Origin of the sequence: Streptomyces sp. NPDC007164 (assembly GCF_040634135.1) — a bacterium.
GTDB lineage: Bacteria > Actinomycetota > Actinomycetes > Streptomycetales > Streptomycetaceae > Streptomyces > Streptomyces sanglieri.
On record NZ_JBEYFB010000001.1, the window covers coordinates 188,932 to 214,563 of the forward strand.

Below are 25,632 nucleotides of genomic sequence, written 5' to 3' on the forward strand. Positions count from 1 at the left end.
TAGAGGGTGGAAACGGGGGTGGCCCTCCCGACCTGCGGGAGGGCCACCGGAGTTCTACTTCAGATGGTCGGGGCCGAACGCCTGCGGCAGCATCTCGTCGAGCGTGCGCAGCCCGTCCGGCGTCTGAAGGACCAGCTCGGGGCCGCCGAACTCGTACAGCAGCTGACGGCACCTGCCGCACGGCACCAGGATCTCGCCCGCCCCGTCCACGCAGGTGAAGTGGGTCAGCCGGCCGCCGCCGGTGGCGTGGAGCTGGGAGACCAGGCCGCACTCGGCGCACAGCCCGATGCCGTACGAGGCGTTCTCGACGTTGCAGCCGGAGACCGTACGGCCGTCGTCCACGAGCGCCGCGGCGCCGACCGGGTAGTGCGAGTACGGGACGTACGCGCGGGTCATCACGGACCGTGCGGCGCTCCGCAGCGCCGTCCAGTCGACCTCCGCGGCGGCCGTCACTTGCCCTGGCCCTTCCGGTAGCGCATGCCGTCCGCCTTGGGCATCCGCAACCGCTGGGCGGAGAGCGAGAGGACGAGCAGCGTGACGATGTACGGGGTGGCGCTCACGAACTCGGTGGGCACGGTGTCCGTACCGAGGTACCAGACCAGCACCGCGGCGGCGATGACCGCGCTGACCCCGCCCTGGACGAAGCTCTTGCGGTAGAGCTTCCAGGCCGCGAGCACCGCCAGCACGACCACGAGCAGCAGGAGCAGCGCGTGGACGGACTCGCCGCCGTTGCGCAGCTGGAGCGCGTCCGCGAAGCCGAACAGTCCGGCGCCCATGGCGAGCCCGCCGGGCCGCCAGTTGCCGAAGATCATCGCGGCGAGACCGATGTAGCCGCGGCCGCCGGTCTGGCCCTCGTTGTAGATGTGCGAGGTGACCAGCGAGAGGAAGGCACCGCCGAGGCCGGCCATGCCGCCGGAGACGATCACCGCGATGTACTTGTACGTGTAGACGTTCACGCCGAGCGACTCGGCGGCGACCGGGTTCTCGCCGCAGGAGCGCAGCCGCAGCCCGAACGAGGTCTTCCAGAGCACGAAGAACGTGAGGACGAACAGGACGATGGCCAGGATCGTCAGCAGCGACACGTTGGTGACCAGGCCGCCGAGGACGCCGGCCACGTCGGAGACGAAGAACCAGTGGTGCTTCTCGATGGAGTGCAGCCAGTCGGAGAGGCCCGGGATCGTCACCGAGGTGATCTCGTCGGCCGGTGGGGACTGCTTCGGGCTGCCGCCCTTGGCCGCCGCCTCGCCCGAGTTGAACCAGAGCTTGGCGAAGTAGGTGGTGAAGCCGAGCGCCAGGATGTTGATGGCGATACCGGAGATGATGTGGTCGACGCCGAAGGTGACGGTCGCGACCGCGTGCAGCAGTCCGCCGAGCATGCCGCCGACGACCCCGGCCAGTACGCCGAGCCACGGGTTGGTCTGCCAGCCGGCCCAGGCACCGAAGAAGGTGCCGAGGATCATCATGCCTTCGAGGCCGATGTTGACCACGCCGGCCCGCTCGGCCCAGAGGCCGCCGAGACCGGCGAGGCCGATCGGTACGGCCATCGCGAGGGCCGCGCTGATCTGGCCCGCCGAGGTGACGTCCTGCGCGCCGGTGATGGCGCGCACGGCGGACAGCGCGAGCAGCACGCCCGCGATGATCAGCAGGACGACGGGGAAGGAGAGGCGGGTGCGGCCGCCCTTGCCGCCGGAGACCTTGGGGGCCGCGGGGGGCGGGGTGGAAGTCGCCGTGGCGCTCACGCCGACACCTCCTGCTGGTCGTTGTTACGGGCGGCGGCCTGTGCGGCGAGTTCCGCGCCGACCTTGCTCTGCTGGCGCTTGAGTCCGTAGCGGCGGACGACTTCGTAGGCGATGACGACGCACAGGACGATGACGCCCTGGATCACGCCGACGATCTCCTTGTCGTAGCCCTCGAATTCGAGCTTGCCGGTGCCGCGCTCCAGGAAGCCCCAGAGCAGTGCGCCGAGCGCGATGCCGACGGGGTGGTTGCGGCCGAGGAGGGCGATGGCGATGCCGGTGAAGCCGATGCCGACCGGGAAGTCGCCGCTGTACTCGTAGCTGTCGTTGAGGAGGGTCGGCATGCCGATCAGACCGGCGACGGCGCCGGAGATCAGCATCGAGGTGACGACCATCTTCTTGACGTCGACGCCGCTGGCCTCGGCCGCGGAGCCGGACTGGCCGACGGTGCGCAGGTCGAAGCCGAAGCGGGTGCGCGAGAGCGTGAACCAGTAGGCGACGCCCGCGACGATCGCGACCACGATGAAGCCCCAGACGGGCGACGGGGTGGTCGGGAACTCGAAGAAGTGCGAGGACTCCGGGATCGGCTTGGTGGAGATCTTCGTGCCGGCCTCGTCGAGGTGGCCGAGGCGCCCCTGCTGGAGCAGATAGCCGATGATCGCGGTCGCGATGGCGTTCAGCATGATCGTCGAGACGACCTCGCTGACGCCGCGGGTGACCTTGAGGACACCGGCGATGCCGGCCCACATCGCGCCGACGATCATCGCGGTGAGGATGATCAGCGGGATCTGCAGGGCGCCGGGCAGCGTCAGCGCGCCGCCGACCGCGGCGGCGAAGAAGGCGGCGAGGCGGTACTGGCCGTCGACGCCGATGTTGAAGAGGTTCATCCGGAAGCCGACGGCCACCGCGAGACCCGCGAGGTAGTACGTCGTCGCCTTGTTGAGGATGTAGACCTGGCTGTCCGACTTCATCCCGTAGTCGAACATGATGCCGAAGGCGCTGAACGGCTCCTTGCCGGTGGCGGCCAGCACGAGTGCGGTCACCAGGAAGGCGACCACGATCGCGAGTACGGGGGCCGCGATCCCCAGGAGCAGCCGCTCCTTGTCGATCTTCTTCATCGGTCCTCTCCCCCGTTCCGGGGGTCGGTGTCGGTGCTGTCTGCGCCGTCGGCGGCCGTGTCCTCGGGTGCCGGTGACTCGTCCGGGGCTTCCAGGTGGCCGGAGGCCGCGCCCGTCATCGCCGAGCCGAGCTCCTCCGGGGTGATGGTCGCGGGGTCGGCGTCCGCGACCAGCCGGCCGCGGTACATGACGCGCAGGGTGTCGGAGAGCCCGATCAGCTCGTCCAGGTCGGCGGAGATCAGCAGCACCGCGAGACCCTCTCGGCGCGCCTCGCGGATCTGGTCCCAGATCTGCGCCTGCGCGCCGACGTCCACGCCCCGGGTCGGGTGCGCGGCGATCAGCAGCTTCGGGCTGTGGCTCATCTCGCGGCCGACGATCAGCTTCTGCTGGTTGCCGCCGGAGAGCGAGGCGGCGGTGACGTCGATGCCGGGGGTGCGCACGTCGTACTCGCGCACGATCCGCTCGGTGTCGGTGCGGGCGCCCTTGAGGTCGAGGAACGCGCCCTTGCTGTTGGGGCGTTCGGTGACGTGGCCGAGGATGCGGTTCTCCCAGAGCGGGGCTTCCAGCAGCAGTCCGTGCCGGTGGCGGTCCTCGGGGATGACCCCCATGCCGTCCTCGCGGCGCTTGCGGGTGGGCGTGCCGGAGATGTCGGCGCCGTCCAGGGTGAGCACCCCGGCGTCGAGGTGGCGCATGCCCATGATGGCGTCGACCAGTTCGGACTGGCCGTTGCCCTCGACGCCCGCGATCCCGAGGACCTCGCCCTTGTGGATGGTGAAGCCGATGCCGTCGAGGACCGAACGCACCACGCCGTCCGGGTCGGTGGCGCTCAGCCGCAGCCCGTCGACGGTCAGCATCGGCACGTCGGTGACGGTCGACTCGCGGGTCTCCGGCGACGGGAGCTCGCTGCCGACCATCAGCTCGGCGAGCTGCTTGGTGGTGGTGTGCTTCGGGTCGGCGGTGCCCACCGTCGTACCGCGCCGGATGACGGTGATCTCGTCGGCGACCGACAGGACCTCGCCCAGCTTGTGCGAGATGAAGATGACGGTCAGGCCCTCGGCCTTGAGCTCGCGCAGGTTGTCGAAGAGCGCGTCGACCTCCTGCGGTACGAGGACGGCGGTGGGCTCGTCGAGGATCAGGGTGCGGGCGCCCCGGTAGAGGACTTTGAGGATCTCCACGCGCTGCCGGTCGGCGACCCCGAGGTCCTCGACCATGGCGTCCGGGCGGACCCCGAGACTGTACGAGTCGGAGATCTCCTTGATCTTCGCGCGGGCCCGGTCGCCGATCCCGTACAGCTTCTCGGAGCCGAGGACGACGTTCTCCAGGACGGTGAGGTAGTCGGCGAGCATGAAGTGCTGGTGCACCATGCCGATACCGCGCGCGATGGCGTCACCGGGGTTGTGGAACGAGACCTGCTCGCCGTCCACCGCGATGGTGCCCTCGTCCGGCTTCTGCATGCCGTAAAGGATCTTCATCAGAGTGGACTTGCCGGCGCCGTTCTCGCCGACGAGGGCGTGGACGGTGCCGCGGCGCACGGTGATGTCGATGTCGTGGTTGGCCACGACCCCGGGGAACCGCTTGGTGATGCCGCGGAGCTCCACGGCATGGGGACTGCTGGACGCGTTGATGGCGCACTCTCCTTGGCAGGAGCGGAGGGCGGAGGCGGTGGGAGCGTGAAAGGTATCGCGCCCGGCGGACGCTACGCGCGTAGCGCCACCGAATCGTTGGCCACCCGATGACAGGTGGCGGACCGTGTGCGTACGGCTACGGCAAGTCCGCCGGGCCGGTACGTGAAATCGGGGCCCGCGTGAAGCCGAAGCGGCTCACCCGGGCCCCGATCGACGGTGGATCAGGTCGTGGTCTTGACCTTGATGGTGCCGTCGGCGATCTTCTTCTTCGCCTCGTCGAGCTTGGCCTGGATGTCCTTGATGTGGTCACCCGTGGCGGTCAGGCTGACGCCGTCCTTGGCCAGGGTGTACGTCTGCGTACCGGTCAGCGGCTTGCCGTCCTTGACGGACTTGACCAGGTCGTAGACACCGCCGTCGACGTTCTTCACGACCGAGGTCATGATCGTGTCCTTGTACTTCGACAGCGACGGGTCGAGGGCCTGGTCGGAGTCGACGCCGATGGACCATGCGCCCTTCTTGCCCGCGACGGCCTCGATCGAACCGGCACCCGAACCGCCCGCGGCGGCGAAGATGACGTCGGCGCCCTTGTCGAGCATGCCCTTGGCGGCGTACGAGCCCTTGTCGGGGCTGCCGAAGCCGGACAGGTCCGAACCGGTGGACAGGTACTGGATCTGCACCTTGGCCTTCGGGTTCGTCTCCTTGACGCCCTGCTGGAAGCCCGCGGCGAACTTCTTGATCAGCGGAAGGTCCACACCGCCGATGAAGCCGACCTGGCCGTCCTTCGACTTCAGCGCGGCGGCGACACCGGCGAGGTAGGAGCCCTGCTCCTCGGTGAAGACGATGCTGTCGACGTTCTTCGCGGTGGCGACCGAGTCGACCAGGCCGAAGTTCACCTTCGGGTACTTGGCGGCGATCTTGTCGACCGCGTCCTTGTACGCGAAACCGACCGCGACGACCGGGTTGTAGCCGCCCTCGGCGAGCGACTCCAGGCGCTGCTCGCGGTCGGCGGGGGTCTCACCGGTCTTGGCGGTGAGCTCCTTGGTGTCGGCACCGAACTCGGCCTTGGCCTTGTCCAGGCCGCGCGCGGCGGAGTCGTTGAACGAGTTGTCACCACGGCCGCCCACGTCGTAGGCCATGCCGATCTTCATCTTGCCCTTGTCGGAGCCGGAGCTCTCGGTGGACGACTCGCCGCACGCGCTGGCGGTGAGCGCCAGAGTCGCGGTGACGGCACACGCAGCGGTGATCTTGGATACCCGGCGCAAGGGAAGGCTCCTTCAAACCTGACCGAAGCGCCTCTTCCGGCGCTGGTTTCGCGGCGATCGTAACGCGCGTAGATGTCAGATAAAGCCCTGTACGGAAGCCGTTATCGGATCGTCGCGAACCAGGGGTGACGTGTCCGGTTACGGATGGTTGCGGTCGAGCAACGCGGAGGCAGTGAACAGCTCCACGGCGACCGTGATCGCCTCCTCGTCGGCGTCGAAATCACCCCGATGCAGGTCGAGCCGGGCGGTGTCGCCCGGCGCACGGACCCCGAGCCGCGCCATGGCGCCGGGGACGTGTTCCAGGTACCAGGAGAAGTCCTCGCCGCCCAGGCTCTGTTCGGTGTCCTCGATCGCATACGATCCGCGGCGCGCGGTCATCGCCGTGGCGAGCAGATCGATCACGGCGGCGTCGTTGACGACCGGCGGGACGCCCCGTACGTAGTCGATCACCGTCTTGGCGCCGTGCATCCCGGCCACCTCGTCGATCGCGGCGTGCACCAGGTCGGGGGCCTCCCGCCAGGCGGCCAGATCCAGACAGCGGACGGTGCCCGACAGCTCGGCGTGCTGCGGGATCACATTGCAGGCGTGCCCGGACTCCAGCCGCCCCCAGGTGACGGCGAGGCCGGAGCGGGCGTCGACCCGGCGGGCCAGCAGTGCGGGCACCTCGGTGGCGACCTTGGCGGCGGCGGTGACCAGGTCGGTGGTCAGGTGCGGGCGGGCGGTGTGCCCGCCGGGACCGTCCAGGCTGACCTCCAGCCGGTCGCAGGCCGAGGTGATCGCCCCGACCCGCAGCCCGATCCGCCCCACGTCCACCCTGGGGTCGCAGTGCACCCCGATGATCCGCCCGACGCCCTCCAGAGCCCCGGACAGGATCGTGTCGGGCGCCCCGCCGGGCAGCACCTCCTCGGCCGGCTGGAAGATCAGCCGCACGGGGTTCGGGAGCAGCCCCTGCCGGTCGAGCCCGGCGAGCACCAGCCCGGCGCCGAGGACCGAGGCGGTGTGGATGTCGTGCCCGCACGCGTGCGCCCGGTCGGGGACGGTGGAGCGGTACGGGACGCCGTCCTTGGTGTCCGGGATGGGCAGGGCGTCGATGTCGGCGCGCAGGGCGAGCATGGGCGCGGTGGAGTCGTCGCGCGTGCCCACGTCGCAGATGAGCCCGGTTCCGGTGTCGAGCACCCGGGGTTCGAGGCCGGCCTTCTCCAGCCGGGCCTTGATGGCCGCGGTGGTACGGAACTCCTGGTTGCCCAGCTCGGGGTGCATGTGCAGGTCGCGCCGGAACGCGATCAGCTCGGCACGCAGGGCCTCGGGCAGGGTGCCGGGGAGCGGTTCGTCGTGGGGCGTCGGCTCGGCGTCGGACTCGCGGGACATCAACTGGTTCACCTGGTGAAGGGTAAGGCCCTTCCCCCTTCAACTGACCATGAAACAAGAAAAGTTCAGCCACATAGACGAACAAAAGATGGTGTGACGGCGAGTGGCGCGTCAGGGGGATGGGTACACTCCGCCGCCGCTTCGGGGGCGTACGCCCGGACGGCACACGGGACGGCACCCGGACGGCACACCGGCAAGAACGCGGGACGACACCCGGGACAACACACCGGCCGGAACACCACCGGCGAGATCGGCGGAAAACCACCCCTCCCTTGCTGCCCCGCCTCGCCACCGGCCGGGCGGGTAGCGCCCCACCTGGGACGAAGCCGCCGCCCCTCGATCGCGGGAAAATGCCGGAACAGTCTGGATTCGGCCACTCCAGGACCCGCACGGCGCTCGCCCCCTTTACCCTCCTTTGGCTCGACGAGAGGTGGTGGGGATCGTTTTGTACGGCCGCCTCACCAGGGGGGAGAGGGCACGGCCCGCATCTCGGGGGCGCCAGAATGCTGCGTATTCACTTCACCACCGAAGACCTGACCCGTATCCGGATCGCGAGGACACCCGATCCGCTGTGGGAGACCGCCTTCAGCCTCCACCGGCTCCAGAACACGCGGGGCCGCTGGGCCTTCGCCGAGTGGCACCGTGCCGCCCGGCTGAAACTGATCGGTACACCGCTCGGCACCGCCGTCCGCAAGAGCCTGCTCCAAGTCCTGCCCCGGGCCAGCTACTTCCCGGACTTCCTCACTCCGCCGGAGGCCGAGGAGGGACTGGACGCCGGCTGCGCGGCGATCCTCGACACACCGCCGGACCGGGTCCGGCTGGAGGTGGAGACCCTGGACCGGATCGTCGGGGCTCCCGCCTGGGCGGCCCGGCTGACGGAACGGCAGCCGCGGGAGGAGCTGGTGAGCACCCTGCGCGCGTACCACGCGGCCGTGATCGCCCCGCACCACGACCGGATCCGGGCGAGGATCGACGGCGAGCGGGCGGTCCTGGGCCGGGCCGTCCTGAACGACGGTCTGAACGGCCTGCTATCCGGCCTGAAGCCGGGCATGCGCTGGCGGCCCCCGGTGCTGGAGGTCGACTACGCGGACGACCGCGACGTGTATCTGAACGGGCGCGGACTGCGCCTGGTCCCTTCGTACTTCTGCTGGCACCGGGCGGTCACCTTCGCCGCCCCGGGGCTCGGGCCGGCCCTGCTGTACCCGCTGCACCGCACCAGGGGCCCCGGCCCCGGACTCCCCCGCGACGTCTCACTCGGCGCGCTGCTCGGCCGGACCCGCGCCGCCGCCCTGCGCGCCGTCGTCCTCGGCGCCACCACCTCGGAGCTGGCCCGCGCCCTGGGCGTCTCCCCGGCCACCGCCACCCACCACGCCTCCGTACTGCGCGACGCTGGGCTGATCAGCAGCAGGCGGTACGCGAACACGGTCCTGCACACGGTGACCCCGGCCGGAGCGGCGCTGCTGCGACCGCCGCCCCACTGAGCCCTCTCCCGGACCATCCCCTGAGCTGCCTCTTTGGAGCAGCGTCGAATGTCCTGTCGGTGAGGCGCGGGCCTGCGCCATCGTGGTTCCACGACAACGGGCCGCCCGCCCGGGGGGAAAACCGGGGCGAGGGCGCGGCCCGGACGAAGGGGGCAACACATACGCATGACCAGGAAGTTGGCCGCGGTCGCCGGCGGCATCGCACTGACCGGTGGCCTGCTGGCCGGAGGCGCGAGCACCGCTGGCGCGGTGGAGGTCACGCCGACCGCGGCGTCGGACTGCCCGTCGGGCTGGTACTGCGTCTGGGCCGGGGAGAACTACACCGGCAGGATGCAGAAGGTCGAGGGGAACAACGCGGACCTGATCGGGTTCTCCGTCTTCCAGGGCTTCAAGTCCCGGTACCAGCACGGCAAGAACTGTGACTTCAAGTGCTACTCGGAGAAGAACTACCTGGGCAGCAGCGGCGTCATCAAGCGGGGCTCCAAGCTGACCGGGTCCGCCACCCACTTCATCAAGTCCAACAAGTGGGTCAACTGCGTCTGATCCGCCGCTCCTGCCGCCCGCACACCGAGGCCCCCTCCGCGACCGGTTCGCGGCGGGGGCATTCGCGCCCCGTCAGCCCGACAGCCCCCGGCGCACCGGCAGCAGGGCCACCCCGAGGCACAGGGCTCCGACCGGCAGCAGGTCCAGGCTCACGGCCATGACCACCGTGCCCGCCAGTACCAGCACCGGGGCCCAGGCGCGGACCAGGTCACGGCGGAGGAAGGCGAGCAGGGTGACGAGGGCCAGCAGCCCGAGCCAGAACAGCATGGGCACCACGGTGTAGACCAGCGGCATCACCCCGGGCACGCCCTGCACCCGGTCGAACATCTCGCTCATGGCCTGCTTGTCCGCCGCGGCGAACCCGGCCCCCAGGTCGATCACCGACTGCACCACCACCGCCGCCGCGCCGAGCAGCCCGGTCCAGGCGGCCACCGTGGCGGCCGCCCTGCCGCCGCCACTCTCCCCGACGAGCCCGCGCAGCCCCAGGAACACCGGCACGAAGGCGAGCACCCCGGCCAGGAACAGCAGATGCGCCGCCGTCCACCACACCCCGGGCCCGTAATCACTCACGGCCCGCCCGACCAGCCGCACCACCCCGTACCCCGCCATCAGGACCGGCCCCGCGAGAAGGGCCGTTCCCAGCGTCACCCCGGCCACACCATGCTTGCCAGGCGCACCGGCCATGCCTGGCCCACCGGCCGTTCCACCCTGTCGCTCCGTCGCCATCCGCCTCGTCGTCATGCGTCGATGCTCGCGCCCGGCGGACTCTTCCCGCTATCAGGGCTCACCCCCAACGAACCCTGGGCGCACACTGCTTACGGGTCAGGGTGATCCCTCACGACCTGCTCTGGCTTGCTTGCGGCATCGACACCGCCGCCGCCCCCGACCCGGCGGGCAAGGCCGTCACCGACGCATGCCTCCGGATCGCGGTGAACATAGTCCAGTGGTTGGTCCACCCGCCGATCCGTCCCTGCGAGGCAGCCGTGGAAGAAGCTCGTCAGGACAACGTCCATGAGGCCAAGACCCACCTCTCGCGCATCCTGGAACAGATGGCCACGGGCGAGGAAGTGGTGATCTCCAAAGCGGGAGAACCGGTGGCCAAGGTCGTGCCGCTGGATGCTCTGGTGAAGCGGACCGGGCGCGGCTCGCTCCAGGGACAGATCCACATCAGGGAGGACTTCGACGACCTGCCGGACGACCTTGCCGACGCCTTCGGGATGCGCTGATGAAAGTGCTGCTCGACACACATGTCGAAGGCTCGAAGGTCCCGAGGACCTGGCTGAACGGGTACGGGACAGTTCGTGACGCACGTGTCACGTTCCACGGCGCACCACCCCGCCCCCTACGCCTCCGTCACCGCCGTAGCCCGCCAGGGCGCCAGGCGCTGTACGTCGCGGGCGGTCTCCGTGACGCCGCTCAGGAAGCCCTGGGCGCGCGGGGAGGCCGTGTCGCGGAGCCATTCCGGGGCGATGTCGCAGACGGCGACCTTCACCTCGGTGCCGGCCAGGGCCAGGGGGAGGGTGTGGACGACCGTGGAGGGGAAGCTGAGGACCGTGCGGCCGATGGGGCCGCGGCGGGCGATGAGTTCCAGGGGGAGGTCGGGGCGGACGATCTCCAGGTCGGTGGCGGCCTCCAGGGCGTGGAGCTTCTCGGTGGACTCGCGGCGGTGGGCGAAGTAGCGGGTCGCGCCGTGGGTGCGGGACAGGGACGCCACGGCCTCCAGGTACTGGTCCCGGTCGACCACGCCCGTCTCGACCAGTGACGTGCCGACCAGGTCGGCGCCCTTGGTGAGCAGCGGCGGGCCGAAGCGGGCGCGGGTCCAGGCGAAGGTGTTGGGGGTGACTCTCACGCCGGGCGGAGCCTCGACCGGCATGGCCGTGAAGACCTCGACCGTACGGGTGGCGGACGGGGTGAAGCGGCTGCGGGCGCGGGCCGTGACCGGGGCCAGGACCAGTTCGCGCGGGCCCGAGCTGCCCTTGCGGTGCCAGCGCACCAGGCGTTCGCCGCGAGCGAGTTGGGCGACGAACTCCATGGTGGCCGTGCCGTCGTCGACCACGGTGAGGCTGCGGGCGCGGACCATGGTGAGCAGGAGTTGTACGTACCGGGAGAACGGGTCGCCGATGACGATGCGCTGCGCCCTGCGGACGAGTCCGGACAGGTCGCGCAGGCTCTTCAGGGGCGCGCCCGCGCCGCCGCGCGCCTCCTGCCAGCGGATGGTGATGCCCTCGTCGCGGGCCAGCTCCGCCATCCGGCGCAGCTGGCCGCGCGACATCGGGTCGACCGGGGGGAGGACGACGACCGTGATGTCCGTGAGGACCCGGTCGTCGCCTCCCTCTGCGTAGGCCCACTCCAGGACGTTCAGGAGCTGGACCGGGCTCTCGACGAAGGCGAGGTTCACCGGTCGGCCCGTCAGACCGCGACCGGCTCGGCGGCCGGAGCCGCCTCGGTGCCCTCGGCGACGACGCCCGCGACCCGGCGGAGCTTCTTCATCGGGCCGTGCTCGGACTCGTACACCTTCTTGACGCCGTCGCCGAGCGAGGCCTCGATGATGCGGATGTCGCGGACCAGGCGGGTCAGGCCCTGCGGCTCGACGGAGGCGGCCTGGTCGGAGCCCCACATGGCGCGGTCCAGGGTGATGTGGCGCTCGACGAACGCGGCGCCGAGGGCGACGGCGGCGAGGGTGGTCTGGAGGCCGGTCTCGTGGCCGCTGTAGCCGATCGGGACGTTGGGGTACTCCTGCTGGAGGGTGTTGATGACCCGCAGGTTCAGCTCCTCGGCCTTGGCCGGGTACGTCGAAGTGGCGTGGCAGAGCAGGATGTTGTCCGAGCCGAGGACCTCGACCGCGTGGCGGATCTGGCGCGGGGTCGACATGCCGGTGGAGAGAATGACCGTGCGGCCCGTCGCCCGCAGGGCGCGCAGGAGCTCGTCGTCGGTGAGGGAGGCCGAGGCGACCTTGTGGGCGGGGACGTCGAACTTCTCCAGGAAGGCGACGGCCTCGGTGTCCCACGGGGAGGCGAACCAGTCGATGCCGCGCTTGGCGCAGTGCTCGGAGATGGCCTGGTACTCGGCCTCGCCGAACTCGACGCGGTGGCGGTAGTCGATGTACGTCATCCGGCCCCAGGGGGTGTCGCGCTCGATGTCCCACTGGTCGCGCGGGGTGCAGATCTCCGGGGTGCGCTTCTGGAACTTGACGGCGTCGCAGCCGGCTTCGGCGGCCACGTCGATCAGGGCGAGGGCGTTGTCGAGGTCGCCGTTGTGGTTGATGCCGATCTCGCCGGTGACGTAGACGGGGTTGCCGGGGCCGGCGGTGCGGGTGCCGAGGGTGCGCAGACGGGAGGTGTTCATGAGGTGTGTTTCCTTAGCTCGGATGGCTTGGTGGGCTTGGGGGCCCGGGGACTACTCGGGGGACTGGGCAGTGGGAGTCGTGAGGGTGGGGCCGAGCAGCCAGGCCGCGATCTCGCGGATGGCGCCGAAGCCGCCGGGGGTGGTCGTGACGGCACGTGCGGCCGCCCGTACCGAGTCGTGGGCGCTCGCGACGGCGACGGGCCAGCCGGCGAGTGCGAAGCACGGCAGGTCGTTGACGTCGTTGCCGACGTAGAGGACACGTTCGGGAGCGATGGACTGTTCGTCGCACCACTGCTTGAGCGCCAGATCCTTGCGGTCGATGCCGTGCAGGACCGGGATGCGCAGCTTGTGGGCGCGGGCGGCGACGACCGGGTTCTGCTCGCTGGAGAGGATCAGCAGCGGCAGTCCCGTTCTGCGCAGGGCGGCGATGCCGAGTCCGTCGCCGCGGTGGACGGCGACGATCTCGCGTCCGTCGGCGTCGATGAGGACCCGGTCGTCGGTCTGCGTGCCGTCGAAGTCGAGGACGACCGCGTCGATGTCGTCGAGGGTGGGCAGCGGCGAGGGGTCGAGCAGCGGTGCCAGGGCGCGGGCTCGGGCCAGGTCGTGCGGGTCGTCGACCTCCAGGACGCGTGCGGCGTCGGTGCGCACCAGGGCGGTGTGGCCGAAGAAGCGGTGGCGGTGGATGCGGAAGCCCGCCGCGTTCATGGCGTACGCGGTGCCCGTCTCCAGGAGGTCCTCGGGGCGGTCCTGGCGCATCTGCCGTACGGACTTGTCGTGGTTGACGCCGTAGTTGTCCTCCTCGATGGCGCTGCCGTCGCGCCAGAGGAAGCCGTGGAAGGGGGCGACCGTGACGGCCGTGTCGGCGCCGTCGCGGGCGACCGCGGCGGCGACGCCGTCGATGTCCTCCCGCAGCACGAAGGGGCTGGTGCACTGGACCAGCAGCACCACGTCGGCGGTCCGCTCGCGCATCGCCTCGTAGGCGTCCAGGGCGTGCAGCACCGCGTCCTCGCTGCTGGACTTGTCGCCGGCGATGGCCGCGGGGCGCTGGACGATGTGCAGCCGCTCGGGGGCGCCGAGGGTGTCGCCCGCGGCGCGGGCCGCCTCCGCGATGGCCGCGTCGTCGGTCGTCACGACGACGTCCGTGACCTCGCGGGACGCCAGGCAGGCGCGTACGGCGCGGGCGATCAGCGGTACGCCGCCGACCTGGGCGAGGTTCTTGGCCGGGACGCCCTTGGATCCGCCGCGGGCGGGGATCACGGCGAGCACGGTGGGGGTCGGGGTCATCTCTGCTCCTGAAGTGGTGTTCACAGCTCGCCCATCCGTCGGATCACCGGGGCGACCCGCTGGACGCCCTGCCGGTACGCGCCGCGCGCCGCTTCCCGGACCGCTTCCCGGACCGCGCCGCGCACTCCCCCGGTCTCGCGGGGCCGCTCGGCCCCCGGCAGCGGGTGGCCGTCGGGGGCGAGGTGGTGGCGGGCGAGGATGCCGGGGAGGTAGCCGGGGGCGGTGGCGGGTGTGTAGTACGGGGCGAGGTCGGGCAGCCGGGCCGCGGCGAGCAGCGCGTCGACGCGGGCCCGGGCGTGGTCGTAGGCGGTGGCGTACGTGCCGTCGGCGGCGACGCCCTGGCCGGCCAGCCACTGCGGGTCGGGCTCCGGGCGGAAGCCGCCGTCCAGGTGGTCCCAGGAGGTGAGCAGGCCGGAGCCGATGAAGTGATGGTTGCCCAGGGCCTCGCGGACGCCGAGGTCGGTGAGGACCGCGGTGGGGATGCGGCGGTGCAGCGACTCCAGGGCGGCGGTCGAGGAGACCGTGACCAGCAGGTCGGTGCGGTCCAGGACCTCGCCCATGTGCCCGTACACCAGGCGGAAGTTGGGCGGCAGTCCGCCGGGCAGCTTCTCGGCGAGCCGCTGGTACGGGAGTTCCTCGATGTGGGTGGTGTGCTCGCCGGGCTTGGAGCGCAGCTTCAGCAGCACCTCGCGGTCCGGGTGCAGCCTGGCGTGCTCGACGAGCCTGCGCAGCAGGTACACGCGGTCGTCGCGGGAGGCCGGTACGGAGGGCTGGGCGGCGAAGACGACGGTGTCGCGGCCCTCCTGCGGGCGGTGCGGCTCACCGCCGAGGAAGGGCAGCGCTGCCTCGGTGACGGCCGAGGCGTCGGCGCCCACTCCCTCGTACACCGCGCGGAAACGCTCCGCGTCGTGGCGGGAGTTGGCGAGGACGATGTCCGCGCCGTGCCGCAGCAGCAGCCCGTCGGCGAGCTTCTCGTAGACGACGCCGACATAGCCGGTGACCACTACCGGCCTGGCGGGCAGCCGCAGCGCGGCCAGTCCGTGCAGCATCGCCTGGACGGCTCCGCCGACGAGTGCGAGGACGACCACGTCGTACCCCTCGTCCCGCACGGTGTGCAGGAACTCGACGGCCGTCACCTCGCGGACCCGGCCGGCCTCGATACCGACATCGCCGACCTCGGCGAGCTGGCGCGGGGTCGGGGTGGCCCGGCCGCGCAGCAGCAGTCCGCTGATCTCGACGCGCTGCGCCGACGTTCCGGACGCACCGGCGGTGAGACGGCGCGCGGTGAGCGCGCCCCATTTCCAGCGGGTGTCGGAGTCGGCGAGTACGGCTACCCGGAGGGTGGTCGTCTTTTCGGTACGTGGGGGCACGTCCCAGAACTTAGGAAGGCATTCCGATTCGCGGCCCAACGTGACGGCAACAGCTGGTTAACAGCCCGCCGACGCTTGGCGAATCGCCTTCACAAAGGGGACGCAATCGCCCACGATTCCGCCCGGTTCATCATTCCGACATTCGCCGTTCACCCGCCGTCCCTCCTGGCGCCAAGGCAAATGACGAGCTCACGCCTAGCGTGAGACGGGTGGTTAAGCTCTCGGTCATCGTGCCGTTCTACAACGTGCAGACATACGCCCCCGACACCCTGAGAAGCCTGCGGGCCAACGCCCGCGAGGACTTCGAATTCATCCTCGTCGACGACTGTTCGACCGACGGGACCGCGGACATACTGCGCCGCGCCGAGGACGAGATTGAGGGGGTGGTCGTACGCAGACACAAGCAGAACGGCGGACTGGCCACCGCCCGTAACACCGGCCTGGACGCCGCGCGCGGCGAGTACCTCGCGTTCCTGGACGGCGACGACTGGCTCGCCCCCGGGTACTTCGCCGAAGTCCTGGCCCGCACCGAGGTGTTGGGCTGCGACTTCGTCCGTACCGACCATGTCCAGGTCGAGGGCCGCAACCGCAGCGTGCACCGCGTCCCGCACGGCAGGCGCGGCGAGGTGATGGACCCGCGGGACGCGATCCTGCCCGCCGAGCGGTCCACCTCGGTGGACTATCCGTACGCCTGGGCCGGGCTGTACCACCGCCGGCTGCTGGACCGCGGGCTGCTGCATTTCACGGACGGTCTGCGCACCGCGGAGGACCGCCCGTGGATCTGGCGGCTGCATCGCGAGGCCGATTCTTTCGCGGTGCTGGGGCTTCTCGGAATTTTCTACCGGCGCGGGGTCGCCTCTTCACTGACGCAGATCGGTGACGTACGGCAGCTCGATTTCATTCGCTCGTTCGACCAGGTCATTCGGGAAACCTCGGAAGACCGCGACGCACAGGTACTGCTGCCGAAAGCAGTCCGCACCTATTGCGCGATCATTTCTCACCACATGAGCTCGATCGAAAGGTTCGAACCCGCCGTGGCCCGCACCCTGAAGTCCATGAGTGGAGCCGCACTCAGACGAATGCCGCAGCAGGTGCTCGACGAAGCCCTCGACTCGATGGACGTGCAGCGCGCCACCCTGCTGCGCAGGCTGCGCCGCCGCCCGGCCGCAGCCGGTGCCAAGGAGGTGTCGGCAGCGTGAGCACCGCCCCGTCCCGCACCACACAGATCTTCTTCGCCTCCACGCTCTACGGCGCCGCCACGCTCGCCGCCGCGCTCGACGCGGGCTGCTTCGCGGACGCCGACCGCCGCATCCTGCTCGTCTCGAACAACGCGGCCGTGCCGGAGACGACGGCCGCCCTCGACGCGATGCCCGGTTTCGACGCGCTGCGCGGCCGTTTCGACGACGTGGTGTCGTGGAACACGACGATCGCCCCGTTCCACCCGGGCGGCTGGGCGCCGCGCCCCGACGACGTACCGCTGTGGGAGCGGCACCTGCGGCTGGCCTGGGGGCTCGGCGACGACGACATCGAGCTGGCGGTCGAGTCGATCCAGGTCAACCCCGCGCTGGCCGTCGCACAGATCTTCGCCGGGGCGCCGGTCGACGTGTACGCGGACGGGCTGATGAGCTACGGACCCACCCGCAACAAGATCGACCCGCTGGTCGGTACCCGGGTGCGCCGGCTGCTCCACCTCGACCTGGTGCCGGGGCTGAAGCCGCTGCTGCTCACGGAGTTCGGGGTGGCGCCGCAGATCGTGCCGGGCGAGGTGTTCCTCAAGGTGCTCGGTGAGCTGGCGGACGCGCCGGGGGCTCAGGACGGGATTCCGGCCGTGGAGGCGCCCGCGCTGCTGCTGGGCCAGTACCTCTCGGCGCTCGGGCTGATCAGCGCTGCCGAGGAGGAGGAGCTGCATCTGCGGATGATGCGGGGCGCGGTCGCGCTCGGCCACACCCGTCTCGTCTTCAAGCCGCATCCCACGGCCCCGGCGCAGTGGTCGAGGGCGATGGGCGAGGAGGCCGGGAAGCTGGGGGCCGAGCTGACGGTGCTGGACGACGGGGTGCTCACCGCGCCGGTCCTCGCCGAGGTGCTCTACCAGCGGATGGGGCCGGCGCTGGTGGTCGGCTGTTTCTCGACGGCGCTGTTCACCGCTTCGGCGTTCTACGGGCTGCCGGTGGCCCGGGTCGGCACCGAGATGCTGCTGGACCGGCTCGCCCCGTACGAGAACAGCAACCGCGTCCCGGTCACGCTGGTGGACGCGCTGCTGCCGGAGGTCACGGACCGGGCGGCCGTCGGGCGGGCGGGGACGGCCGAGGGCGCGGCGGTGGACGCGGCGGACGCGGCGGATCTGACCGGGCTGGTCACCGCGGTCGGCTTCGCGATGCAGCCGAGGATCTACCCGGGGCTGCGGCCGGCCGCCGAGCGGTATCTGGCCGCCCATCTGGACGCCACGACCTGGCGGTACTTCAAGCGGAAGCGGCTGACCTCGCTGGCGCTGCCGGGCGCGGTGCCGGCGCAGCTGGCGTTCCTGCCGCGCAACGCGGTGGTGCGCCGGGTGGCGCGGTCGGTGCGGCGTCGGGTGGTGCGGCACTAGGCACCGTGGGGGCGGTCGGTGCGGCACCGGGTGGTGCGGCACTAGGCGCCGGGGGCGGGGCCATGGACTGGGGCCGCGGGGCGGGGTGCCGGAACGGGGCCGCGGGCGGGGCAGAGTGCCGGACCGGGGCCACGGGGCGGGGCGGGGTGCCGGAACGGGCGCCCCGCCCCGCTGTCGTGCGACCGGGGGCGGGGTGCCGGAACGGGCGCGCCCCGCCCACCTGCCGTGCGACCGGTCAGACCGTCACGCCGCCCTGGATCACCCGCAGGTCCGCCGCGTTGGCCTCGGTGACCTTCCAGAGTTCCTGCTGCCGGCCGTGCACATCGGCGACGGTCGCCGCGTGGTCGTCGAGCAGTCCGGCGGCCCGTTCGGCGAGGCGGGCCCCGAGGTGCCGGTCATGGACCGAGATGCCCCACTGCGGGCGGTCGATGTCGGCGAGGAAGTACGCCATCTTCGGGTGCGAGATCAGGCTGATGATCGGCGTACCGCAGCCGAACGGGATCATCCCCGCGTGCCCGCGCATCCCGATGACCAGCTTGGTCCGGGCGTAGGTGTCCCGGATCGCGTCGTTGTCGAAGTCGTACATCGGGATCACCGGCAGCGCGATGCCGTGCTCGCGCCGCAGGTCGAAGGCGATCCGCTCGTCGTCCAGCGAGTGGGCGACGCACTGGACCTCGGCCCGGGTGCCGAGCTCCCGCACCGCGGTCGCCATCTCGGCCAGGAAGTGCCCGTAGTCGTGCCCGAAGCGGAGCCCCGAGCGGTCGTACGCGGCGTTGATCAGCACGGTGTCCTCGCGCCGCACCGGGTCCGCCCAGCCGTCCACCAGCTGCCTGGTGACCGTCGTCGGGCAGGGCTGGAAGCGCACCTTGTCGTGGAGGGAGGCGGGCAGCAGTTCGCGGACCTTCTCGATGGAGCCGTGGTTGCGCAGCCCGAAGAACGAGGCCCGCTCGACGAGTCGGCGCAGGCTGGAGAGGAACCTCTCGCGCCCGTGCCCGTACGCCTGGCCGTCGAAGGCGTTGAAGCCGACCGCGTAGACCATGACGGGTACGTCGATCCGGTCGAGCAGTTCGTCCGGGACGTTCCACTGCCAGCCGCTGTTGCCGTTGGGCGCGGTGTCCGGGATGAAGAGGCCGCCGCCGCCGATGACCAGTCCCCGGCGTTCGTTGACCCGTTCCAGCGCGGCCTCGTCGAAGAGCCGGTGGGCGTGGATGGAGTGCCAGCGCTGCGGGCCGGTGTCCCTGCCGAAGGCCAGCCGTACGCTCTCCGGCAGCAGCTTGTCCCCGGCGTTGCCCTGGCGCTCCATGTAGAAGGCGACATGGGCGAGCTGGCCGGCGGCGGGGCCCTCCACGGGCGGGGTCAGGTCGGTGGTGCGCCTGTGCATCAGCCGGTTGGCCCGGTGGGTGGGGTCGACCGCAAGGCCCTTGAGGGCGTACCCGGCCGCCGCGTCGTCGTCGCCGTGGATCCAGGCGATCTGGGCGAGGCGGGCGAAGGCGGTCGGAGCCCGGTTGGGCGACGCGGTGGCGAGCAGCAGCCGGGCGCGGGCCTCCTCGTAGCGGGAGACGCTCATCAGGGCGTGGCCGAGCACCTCGTGCGGCCAGGACTCGTCGACGGGGATCCGGACCCGGCCCAGCAGATCGGCCGCCTCCTGGTACTCGCCCGCCGCGATGTGGGAGGCGGCGACCTTGCGGGCGTCCTCCAAGGAGCCGGTGCGCCCCACGTGCGGGGTGCCGTAGTGGACCAGCAGGTCGTGGTGCTTGGCACCGGGCAGCGCCAGGTACGCGGCGTGGAACTCGGCGTCGGACAGCTCGAATTCGTGCCAGCGGTCCTCGGCCTCGCGGTATCCGGCCTCGCCGCCCTGCCAGGGCTTGTGCCGCCCGGTGAAGTGCAGGATCGCGGTGGACCCGGGGACCGGGAGGTCGCCGCTCAGCCGCCGCTTGACGAAGTTGTAGCGGGCGTCGAGCTGGACGAAGTCACCGTCGAGCACTGCGTTGAGGATGCCCTGGTCGTGCTTGTCGAGCTCGTACGTGCCGGCCCGCCCGACCTCGTCGAGCCGCGCGCAGAACGCGTCGCTCAGATACTCGCGCTGGATGACCAGCAGTCCGCTGTTGAGCTTGTGCTGCCCGTAGAAGAACTGCGGTACGGCGGCCAGTCCGTCGCGCAGTTCGAGCAGTTCACCGAGATCGCCGAGGACGACCATGTCGGTGTCCAGGGTGATCACGGTGTCGTAGTCGCGGACCCGGAAGACATCGAGGATGAAGTAGGCCTTGCGCACCAGGTAGTTGTCCTGGTCGCCCTTGGCGTACGAGTCGTAGTGAGCGGCGTCGACCCGACGGAAGTCGATGCGCGGGTGCAGGGCCCGGATCTGTGCGACGGAGGCGGGGCGCAGTCCGTCGTGCAGGACGAGGAAGTCCTCGCAGACGTCCGGGTTGGACAGGGCCAGGCTGCGCAGCAGGGCGAGGAAGCCGGGCAGGTAGTTCTCGTCGACGAAGCTCGCGAAGGCGACCCGGCGCTTGCCGGTGAGCGGGTTCGCGGGCGCGGGCGAGTCGGGGAGGGCCGTCGCGGAGGGGGTCGTGGCGGACCGGCCCGTGGCAGTCGCGGTCGTGGCGGTCGCGGTCGTGGCAGTCGCGGTCGTGGCGGTCGCGGTCGTGGCGGTCGTCGTCATCGCAGTCGGATCCTCATGTCGGTGACGCTCTGGGCGCGTTCCATGACCCACGCCTTTTCGCTGGTGTACTCGTGCACGGAGGTGATAGGCATCCGCATCGCGCCGGGCAGGCGGTAGGCGCCGCTCTCGTAGAAGTCGAAGCCGATCAGATCGAGCCGGCTGCTGACGTCGAGGTGGTCCAGGAGCCAGAGCATGTTGAAGCCGGTGGTGGGGATGGCCGGCCAGACGTCGGCGCCGACGCGGCCGATGTCGCGCAGCGGCCAGCGCAGCGACTCGTCGCCCAGGTACTGCTGGGCGCCCGGGACGAGGCGGTTGCGCAGGGAGTGCTTCCAGTCGCCGGCGACCCCGCCGAAGACCAGCCGGGTGTGCACCTTCTGGTCCCAGTTGAACCCGTGCTTGTGGATGGTGGCGTGGATGTCGGTGCGCCGTCCGGTGGCCGCCGGGTCGATCCGGTACGAGTTGAACCGTACGACCAGGTCGTAGCCGTCGATCTCGGCACCCATCGAACTGGAGCCGACACGCTGGGAGTTGGCTATCAGGCAGATCGACTTCCCCGCGATCCTGTTGCGGAACTCGCCGACCGTGGTCCACTCGACCCCGCCGAAGGTGGGGTCCGCGACCGGGCCGCGCATCCGGCTCCGGCGCTGTTCGGCGTAGAGGCCGACGGTCCCGGTGAGCCCGGCCACGGCGGCGGGGTCCGTTCCGGCCGCCTCCATGGCGAGCCCGAGGTACTGGGAGGTGGCCTCCTGGAGTTCGGTGACCGGGGCCCCGGTGCGTTCCTGGGCGAGCAGGGCGCCGACCAGCAGGGGCTCCGCCCGGGCCCAGTCGCCGCGCGCCCGGAGGGCCAGGCCCTCGGCCCAGGACTCGGTGACGGGGCGGGCCGCGTGCTCGGCGGCGGCCGGGCAGTCGTGCTCCAGCCTGCGCAGCAGTTCGTCCTGGCGCCGCGCGCCCGCGCGCAGCCCGACGACCTTGGCCGCGATGCCGAAGCCGTCGTCCTCGGTGAACGAGAGATAGCGCTCGTACGCCTCGATGGCCGCGGCCTCCGCGCCCATCGCCTCCAGCGTCCTGGCGCGCAGCCGCCAGCCGGCCCGGGAGCCCTTGCGCTGAGTCAGCACGGTGTCCCCGATGAGTACGGCGAGCTTCAGCTCGTCCTCGTACCCGCAGTCCAGCGCCTTGTTGCCGACCGCGAGCAGCGGGTCGAGCAGTTCGTCGGCGAGGGGCGCGGCGGAGTTCCCGCCCGACTTGCCGGACCGCCGCATGAGCGGGAGCGAGGGCGCGCCGGTCGTGGGCGGCGCGGGCCGCGTCGCGGCGTGCACGGCCAGCAGGTGCCGCAACGCCTCCGCGAGCGCCGCACGCCGCCGGTCGAGCCCCGCCACCAGTTTGGTGCTGTGCGCGGCACAGGCCCGCAGGCACACGTCCACGTCGGTCGGGGTGACGGAGGCGAGCGGCGACGCGGGGCTCCCGGGCGGGGCCGAGTCGCGTTGCCGTGGCCAACGGGTGCGGGCTTCTCTCATGGCGCTCCAAGCGTCTGTGCCCGTGCGGGGAGGGGGCGTGTCCGGGCGTGCGGTCACCGGGACGCACCGGGGCCCCGCCCCGTCGCGGAGCGGATGCGCGGCGCGCGTGTTCGGTTCCGCGACACGTTAAGAAACCTGAACGGCCACTGGATGAACTCGCCCTTTCGGTACCGGAAACTGCGCACCGACCCCGCTGGTACAGGCCTTCTCAGCGCACCCCGTACCGCGCCTCGATGCCCGCGACGATCAGCCGCAGCCCGTCCTCGAAGCGTTCGTCGTAGTGGGCGAAGATCTCGGCCCCGGCCGCCGCGGCGAGCGGGTACGCGGCCATGCGGGCGGCCCGTTCGCCGATGTCGAAGCCCTCCCGCCGCTCGTCCGGCATCGGGCGGACGCCCTGCTCCTCGGTGACGAAGCCCATGGTGTACGAGTACGCGGTGGTGCCGGCCCGGACGGCCTGCCACAGCTCGAACCCGGCGTCGACCATCGTCCGCAGATGGGATTCGAGACCGTCGGCGTGGTCGGTCCCGGTGAATTTGGCCCCGCTGTAGACCTTCGCCCCGTCGCGGTAGCGCAGCAGGGCGGTGCGCAGCGCGCTGTTGTACGCGACGAGCTGGTCCTGCCAGCGCTCGGGGGCCGGGCCGGGCAGGTCCTCGGCGAGCATCCGGCGGTACATCACCGTGGCCATCTCGTCCAGGAGCGCCTGTTTGTCCTTGAAGTGCCAGTAGAGCGCGGGCGCCTTGACGTCCAGCTCCCTGGCGATGGCTCGCAGGGTGAGGCCGTCGAGGCCCGCCTCGTTCAGCAGCCGCAGTCCGGTGTCGGCGACCCGCGCCCGGTCGATCTTCGTCGTACCCACCTTGACAATTTAACAGCGTTAAGCACACACTCCGAATCATGGAACTTAACAGCGTTAAGGAAATCGAGGTCCTGATCGTCGGCGCCGGGCCGTGCGGTCTGACCCTCGCCTGCGACCTGGCCCGCCGCGGCGTGCGCGCCCTGGTCGTCGAGCAGGCGCCCGCGCTCTTCCCCGGCTCGCGCGGCAAGGGCATCCAGCCGCGCACCCGGGAGGTGCTGGACGACCTCGGGGTCGGCGACGCGGTGCGCGAGCACGGCGGTCCGGCGCCGGTCGGAATGGTCTGGCGGGACGGCAAGCGGCAGCAGGAGCACGACATGTTCCGCCGCGCCGCCCCGACGGATGCCGAGCCGTACGGGGAGCCGTGGCTGATGCCGCAGTGGCGCACCCAGGAGATCCTGCTGGCCCGGCTGCGCGAACTGGGCGGTGACGTCGCCTTCTCCACCGCGCTGACCGGGCTCGGCCAGGACGCGGACGGCGTCACGGCCCACCTGTCCGGCGGGCCGGTCCGGGCCTCCTTCCTGGTCGCGGCGGACGGCGGCCGCAGTACGGTCCGGCGCGCGCTGGGGATCGCCATGACGGGCGAGGCCGTGGACCCGGCGCCGATGCTGGTCGCCGACGTACGGGTGGCCGAGGGTGTGCTGGACCGGCTCAACTGGCATGTGACGGGCGGGAAGCAGGACTTCCTCGCGCTCTGCCCGCTGCCCGGCACGGCGGACTTCCAGCTGGTCGCCCGGTTCGAGGAGGGCGAGCCCGACACCTCCCCGGAGGGGGTGCGCGCGCTGGTCGCCGCCCGTACCCACCTGGCGGCCGGGGACATCACCGAGGTCCGCTGGTCCTCCGACTTCCGGCCGCGCGCCGCGCTGGCCGACCGGTTCCGCGACGGCCGGGTCTTCCTGGCGGGCGACGCCGCGCACGTCCACTCCCCCGCGGGCGGCCAGGGCCTGAACACCAGCGTCCAGGACGCGTACAACCTGGGCTGGAAGCTCGGCCAGGTGCTGCGGCACGGTGCGCCCGTCTCCCTGCTCGACAGCTACGAACAGGAGCGCCGCCCGGTCGCCGCCGACATGCTCGGCCTGTCCACCCGGATCCACCGGGGCGAACAGGAACGAGGCGCGGCGGTCCAGCAGCTCGGCCTCGGCTACCGCGAGGGCCCGCTGTCGGTGGGCCGGGCCGGTGTCCTGCACTCCGGCGACCGCGCCCCGGACGGCCCGACGACCGGGGGCCGCCGCCTCTTCGACGTCTTCCGGGGCCCGCACTTCACGCTGCTGGCGGTCGGCACGGACCCCGGCCTCCCGGCGTTCGACGACGGCAACAGCAGCAGCGACGGCGAACAGCTGCGGGTGCACCGCACGGACGCCTGCGAGGCGTACGGCAAGGGCCTGTTCCTGGTCCGTCCCGACGGCTACATCGGCTGGGCGGGCGAGGACGCCTCGGGCCTGGCGCGGTACCTGGCCCCGCTGGGGGTCCCCGAGGTCACACGCTGCTGAGCGAGAGCTTCGCCGCGAACCCCAGGAAGAGCAGACCGGCCGCCGAAGTGGCGCCCGCCGACAGCCGCTTGCGGCGGCGGAACGCGGCGGACAGCCGGGTGCCGCCGAATATCAGCATCGACAGATAGAGGAAGCTGGCGATCTGCAACAGGGTGCCCAGCACCAGGAAGGACAGCGCCGGATAGGCATAGTGCGGGTCGACGAACTGCACGAAGAACGAGATCAGGAAGAGGATCGCCTTCGGGTTGAAGAGGCTGACCACCAGCGCTCGCCGGTACGGCCGCTCCATCGCCGCCGCGGCCGCGGGCCCGGCGTCCTCCTCGGTCAGCTCGGCCATCCGCCGGTGCCGCTCGCGCCACATGGTCACCGCGGCCCGCAGCATGCCGATCGCCAGCCAGGTCAGATAGCCCGCACCGGCGAACTTGACGACGGCGAAGAGCACCGGCGTCGTCTGCAGCAGCGACGAGGCCCCGAGCGCGGACAGCGTCATCAGGACGGTGTCCCCGGTCCACACCCCGGCCGCCGCCACATACCCGGTCCGCACCCCGCGCCGGGCGGCGACGGAGAGCACGTACAGCGAATTCGGTCCCGGCAGCAGGACGATCAGCACCAGGCCGGCGAGATAGGTCGGAAGATCAGTGACACCCAGCATGAAACGGAGTGTCGCACGCGAGTACGACACTCCGTCCAGGGGGTTTCGGGAAGGCGCGGGATCAGTCCTCGTCGCCGTCGAGAAGGCGGTCGACGGAGAGCTTCATCTCGACGCCGACCACGTCCGGCACGGTGAACGAGGTCCCGCGCTTGTGGTGCGCCTTGTTCTTGTACTCGCCGCCCCGGGGGTCGGTGCAGAGCAGCACCTGGTCGTGCTTGCGGTCGGCCACCACGTAGACCGGAATGCCCGCCTGGGCGTAGTCCTCGACCTTGGGGCCGAGGTCGTCCGCCCAGTTGGTCGAGGTCACCTCCACGACCATGCGGAAGACGTGGGCGGCGTAGCAGTTCTTCATGGCGTGATGGTCCCGGAAGTCCGCCTCGACGACCGACAGGTCGGGAATCGCGTAGTCCTCGGGACCGGTGGGCAGCCACAGCCCGACGCCCTGGACGAGTCTGAGCCCCACGGTGCGCGCCCGCGCACCGAACTCCTCGCTCAGCCAGGACAGAGCCAGAGCATGCGTTCCGTCCGCCGGTGGTGTCACAGTGAGCCTCCCCTGGAGAATCTCCACGCGATGCCCAGGCAGCGAGCGTGCGAGCTGGTCGGCTGCCTCGCCGAGCGTCAGCTCCGGCTGTTCCTGCACGTGCACCTGCTCCTCGTGCTGTATTACGGCCACGGCATCCTCCTTTCGGGGACCACTTCTCATGAGCTTATCCAGGGTCGCGGACATTCAGCGAGAGATCACCCG

At 71.2% G+C, this 25,632-nt stretch carries 22 protein-coding genes; 6 read left to right on the forward strand and 16 right to left on the reverse strand.

From position 1 onward, the window contains the following. Positions 1-54: 54 nt before the first annotated feature. The 6 genes from ABZ622_RS00790 to ABZ622_RS00815 form a co-directional block, all read right to left on the reverse strand. Positions 55-453 carry a cytidine deaminase gene (locus tag ABZ622_RS00790; RefSeq protein WP_360538990.1) on the reverse strand — a complete coding sequence of 133 codons (399 nt, stop codon included), beginning with the start codon at positions 451-453 and terminating at the stop codon, positions 55-57. Beyond that, positions 450-1,739 carry an ABC transporter permease gene (locus ABZ622_RS00795; protein ID WP_360538993.1) on the reverse strand — a complete coding sequence of 430 codons (1,290 nt, stop codon included), beginning with the start codon at positions 1,737-1,739 and terminating at the stop codon, positions 450-452. The genes ABZ622_RS00790 and ABZ622_RS00795 overlap by 4 nt, the downstream gene beginning before the upstream one ends. Beyond that, positions 1,736-2,854, reverse strand: a complete 1,119-nt coding sequence (locus ABZ622_RS00800) for an ABC transporter permease (RefSeq protein WP_342285558.1) — start codon at positions 2,852-2,854, stop codon at positions 1,736-1,738. The genes ABZ622_RS00795 and ABZ622_RS00800 overlap by 4 nt, the downstream gene beginning before the upstream one ends. Further along, positions 2,851-4,452 carry an ABC transporter ATP-binding protein gene (locus ABZ622_RS00805; RefSeq protein WP_360538997.1) on the reverse strand — a complete coding sequence of 534 codons (1,602 nt, stop codon included), beginning with the start codon at positions 4,450-4,452 and terminating at the stop codon, positions 2,851-2,853. Before ABZ622_RS00805 ends, ABZ622_RS00800 begins: the two co-directional genes overlap by 4 nt. A 248-nt stretch (positions 4,453-4,700) precedes the next feature. After that, the gene (locus tag ABZ622_RS00810; RefSeq protein ID WP_360539000.1) at positions 4,701-5,741 is read right to left on the reverse strand and encodes a BMP family ABC transporter substrate-binding protein; all 1,041 of its coding nucleotides are present in this window, start codon (positions 5,739-5,741) and stop codon (positions 4,701-4,703) included. Positions 5,742-5,879: 138 nt separating this feature from the next. Continuing rightward, positions 5,880-7,109, reverse strand: a complete 1,230-nt coding sequence (locus ABZ622_RS00815; protein ID WP_360540203.1) for an amidohydrolase — start codon at positions 7,107-7,109, stop codon at positions 5,880-5,882. A gap of 503 nt (positions 7,110-7,612) precedes the next feature. Here ABZ622_RS00815 and ABZ622_RS00820 point away from each other — a divergent pair. Both ABZ622_RS00820 and ABZ622_RS00825 read left to right on the forward strand, forming a co-directional pair. Beyond that, positions 7,613-8,590, forward strand: a complete 978-nt coding sequence (locus ABZ622_RS00820) for a helix-turn-helix domain-containing protein (protein ID WP_360539003.1) — start codon at positions 7,613-7,615, stop codon at positions 8,588-8,590. 165 nt (positions 8,591-8,755) lie between these two features. Then, entirely contained in the window at positions 8,756-9,133 is a 378-nt protein-coding gene (locus tag ABZ622_RS00825) for a peptidase inhibitor family I36 protein (RefSeq protein WP_360539006.1), read from the forward strand. A 72-nt stretch (positions 9,134-9,205) separates the two neighbouring features. Here ABZ622_RS00825 and ABZ622_RS00830 read toward each other — a convergent pair whose 3' ends face one another. Beyond that, a complete protein-coding gene (locus tag ABZ622_RS00830) occupies positions 9,206-9,781 on the reverse strand; it encodes a hypothetical protein (RefSeq protein WP_360539009.1) in 576 nt (191 codons plus the stop codon). A gap of 179 nt (positions 9,782-9,960) precedes the next feature. Between ABZ622_RS00830 and ABZ622_RS00835 the strand changes: the two genes are divergently transcribed. After that, the gene (locus ABZ622_RS00835; RefSeq protein ID WP_360539012.1) at positions 9,961-10,359 is read left to right on the forward strand and encodes a type II toxin-antitoxin system prevent-host-death family antitoxin; all 399 of its coding nucleotides are present in this window, start codon (positions 9,961-9,963) and stop codon (positions 10,357-10,359) included. A 116-nt stretch (positions 10,360-10,475) separates the two neighbouring features. Here the strand turns inward: ABZ622_RS00835 and ABZ622_RS00840 are convergent, their stop codons facing one another. From ABZ622_RS00840 to ABZ622_RS00855, 4 genes are read right to left on the reverse strand one after another with little or no spacing between them, the layout of a single operon-like run. After that, positions 10,476-11,531, reverse strand: a complete 1,056-nt coding sequence (locus ABZ622_RS00840) for a hypothetical protein (RefSeq protein ID WP_360539015.1) — start codon at positions 11,529-11,531, stop codon at positions 10,476-10,478. A gap of 11 nt (positions 11,532-11,542) precedes the next feature. Then, positions 11,543-12,478, reverse strand: coding sequence for an N-acetylneuraminate synthase family protein (locus ABZ622_RS00845; protein ID WP_360539018.1), 936 nt, complete (start codon positions 12,476-12,478; stop codon positions 11,543-11,545). Between the two features lie 51 nt (positions 12,479-12,529). Next, positions 12,530-13,762 carry an acylneuraminate cytidylyltransferase gene (locus ABZ622_RS00850; protein WP_360539021.1) on the reverse strand — a complete coding sequence of 411 codons (1,233 nt, stop codon included), beginning with the start codon at positions 13,760-13,762 and terminating at the stop codon, positions 12,530-12,532. Positions 13,763-13,782: 20 nt separating this feature from the next. Beyond that, a complete protein-coding gene (locus tag ABZ622_RS00855; protein WP_360539024.1) occupies positions 13,783-15,132 on the reverse strand; it encodes a DUF6716 putative glycosyltransferase in 1,350 nt (449 codons plus the stop codon). A 209-nt stretch (positions 15,133-15,341) separates the two neighbouring features. Between ABZ622_RS00855 and ABZ622_RS00860 the strand changes: the two genes are divergently transcribed. Together ABZ622_RS00860 and ABZ622_RS00865 are read left to right on the forward strand one after the other, a co-directional pair. Then, positions 15,342-16,331 carry a glycosyltransferase family 2 protein gene (locus tag ABZ622_RS00860; RefSeq protein WP_360539027.1) on the forward strand — a complete coding sequence of 330 codons (990 nt, stop codon included), beginning with the start codon at positions 15,342-15,344 and terminating at the stop codon, positions 16,329-16,331. Beyond that, positions 16,328-17,719 carry a polysialyltransferase family glycosyltransferase gene (locus tag ABZ622_RS00865; RefSeq protein WP_360539030.1) on the forward strand — a complete coding sequence of 464 codons (1,392 nt, stop codon included), beginning with the start codon at positions 16,328-16,330 and terminating at the stop codon, positions 17,717-17,719. The genes ABZ622_RS00860 and ABZ622_RS00865 overlap by 4 nt, the downstream gene beginning before the upstream one ends. Before the next feature lie 235 nt (positions 17,720-17,954). Here the strand turns inward: ABZ622_RS00865 and ABZ622_RS00870 are convergent, their stop codons facing one another. From ABZ622_RS00870 to ABZ622_RS00880, 3 genes are all read right to left on the reverse strand, one after another. Then, on the reverse strand, positions 17,955-20,381 hold the full coding sequence (locus tag ABZ622_RS00870; RefSeq protein WP_360539033.1) for a glycosyltransferase: 2,427 nt from the start codon (positions 20,379-20,381) through the stop codon (positions 17,955-17,957). Then, on the reverse strand, positions 20,378-21,895 hold the full coding sequence (locus ABZ622_RS00875) for a hypothetical protein (RefSeq protein ID WP_360539036.1): 1,518 nt from the start codon (positions 21,893-21,895) through the stop codon (positions 20,378-20,380). Before ABZ622_RS00875 ends, ABZ622_RS00870 begins: the two co-directional genes overlap by 4 nt. A 208-nt stretch (positions 21,896-22,103) precedes the next feature. Further along, a complete protein-coding gene (locus tag ABZ622_RS00880; protein ID WP_360539039.1) occupies positions 22,104-22,748 on the reverse strand; it encodes a TetR/AcrR family transcriptional regulator C-terminal domain-containing protein in 645 nt (214 codons plus the stop codon). Between the two features lie 38 nt (positions 22,749-22,786). On the opposite strand from ABZ622_RS00880, the gene ABZ622_RS00885 reads away from it, so the two are divergent. Then, positions 22,787-24,235 carry an FAD-dependent monooxygenase gene (locus tag ABZ622_RS00885; protein WP_360539042.1) on the forward strand — a complete coding sequence of 483 codons (1,449 nt, stop codon included), beginning with the start codon at positions 22,787-22,789 and terminating at the stop codon, positions 24,233-24,235. Here ABZ622_RS00885 and leuE read toward each other — a convergent pair. Both leuE and ABZ622_RS00895 read right to left on the reverse strand, forming a co-directional pair. After that, positions 24,222-24,887: a leucine efflux protein LeuE gene (leuE, locus tag ABZ622_RS00890; RefSeq protein ID WP_259928170.1), complete on the reverse strand. Its 666-nt coding sequence runs from the start codon at positions 24,885-24,887 to the stop codon at positions 24,222-24,224. The two genes, ABZ622_RS00885 and leuE, sit on opposite strands and share 14 nt — an antisense overlap. Positions 24,888-24,948: 61 nt before the next feature. Next, positions 24,949-25,560: a Uma2 family endonuclease gene (locus ABZ622_RS00895; protein ID WP_360539045.1), complete on the reverse strand. Its 612-nt coding sequence runs from the start codon at positions 25,558-25,560 to the stop codon at positions 24,949-24,951. Positions 25,561-25,632: the final 72 nt, after the last annotated feature.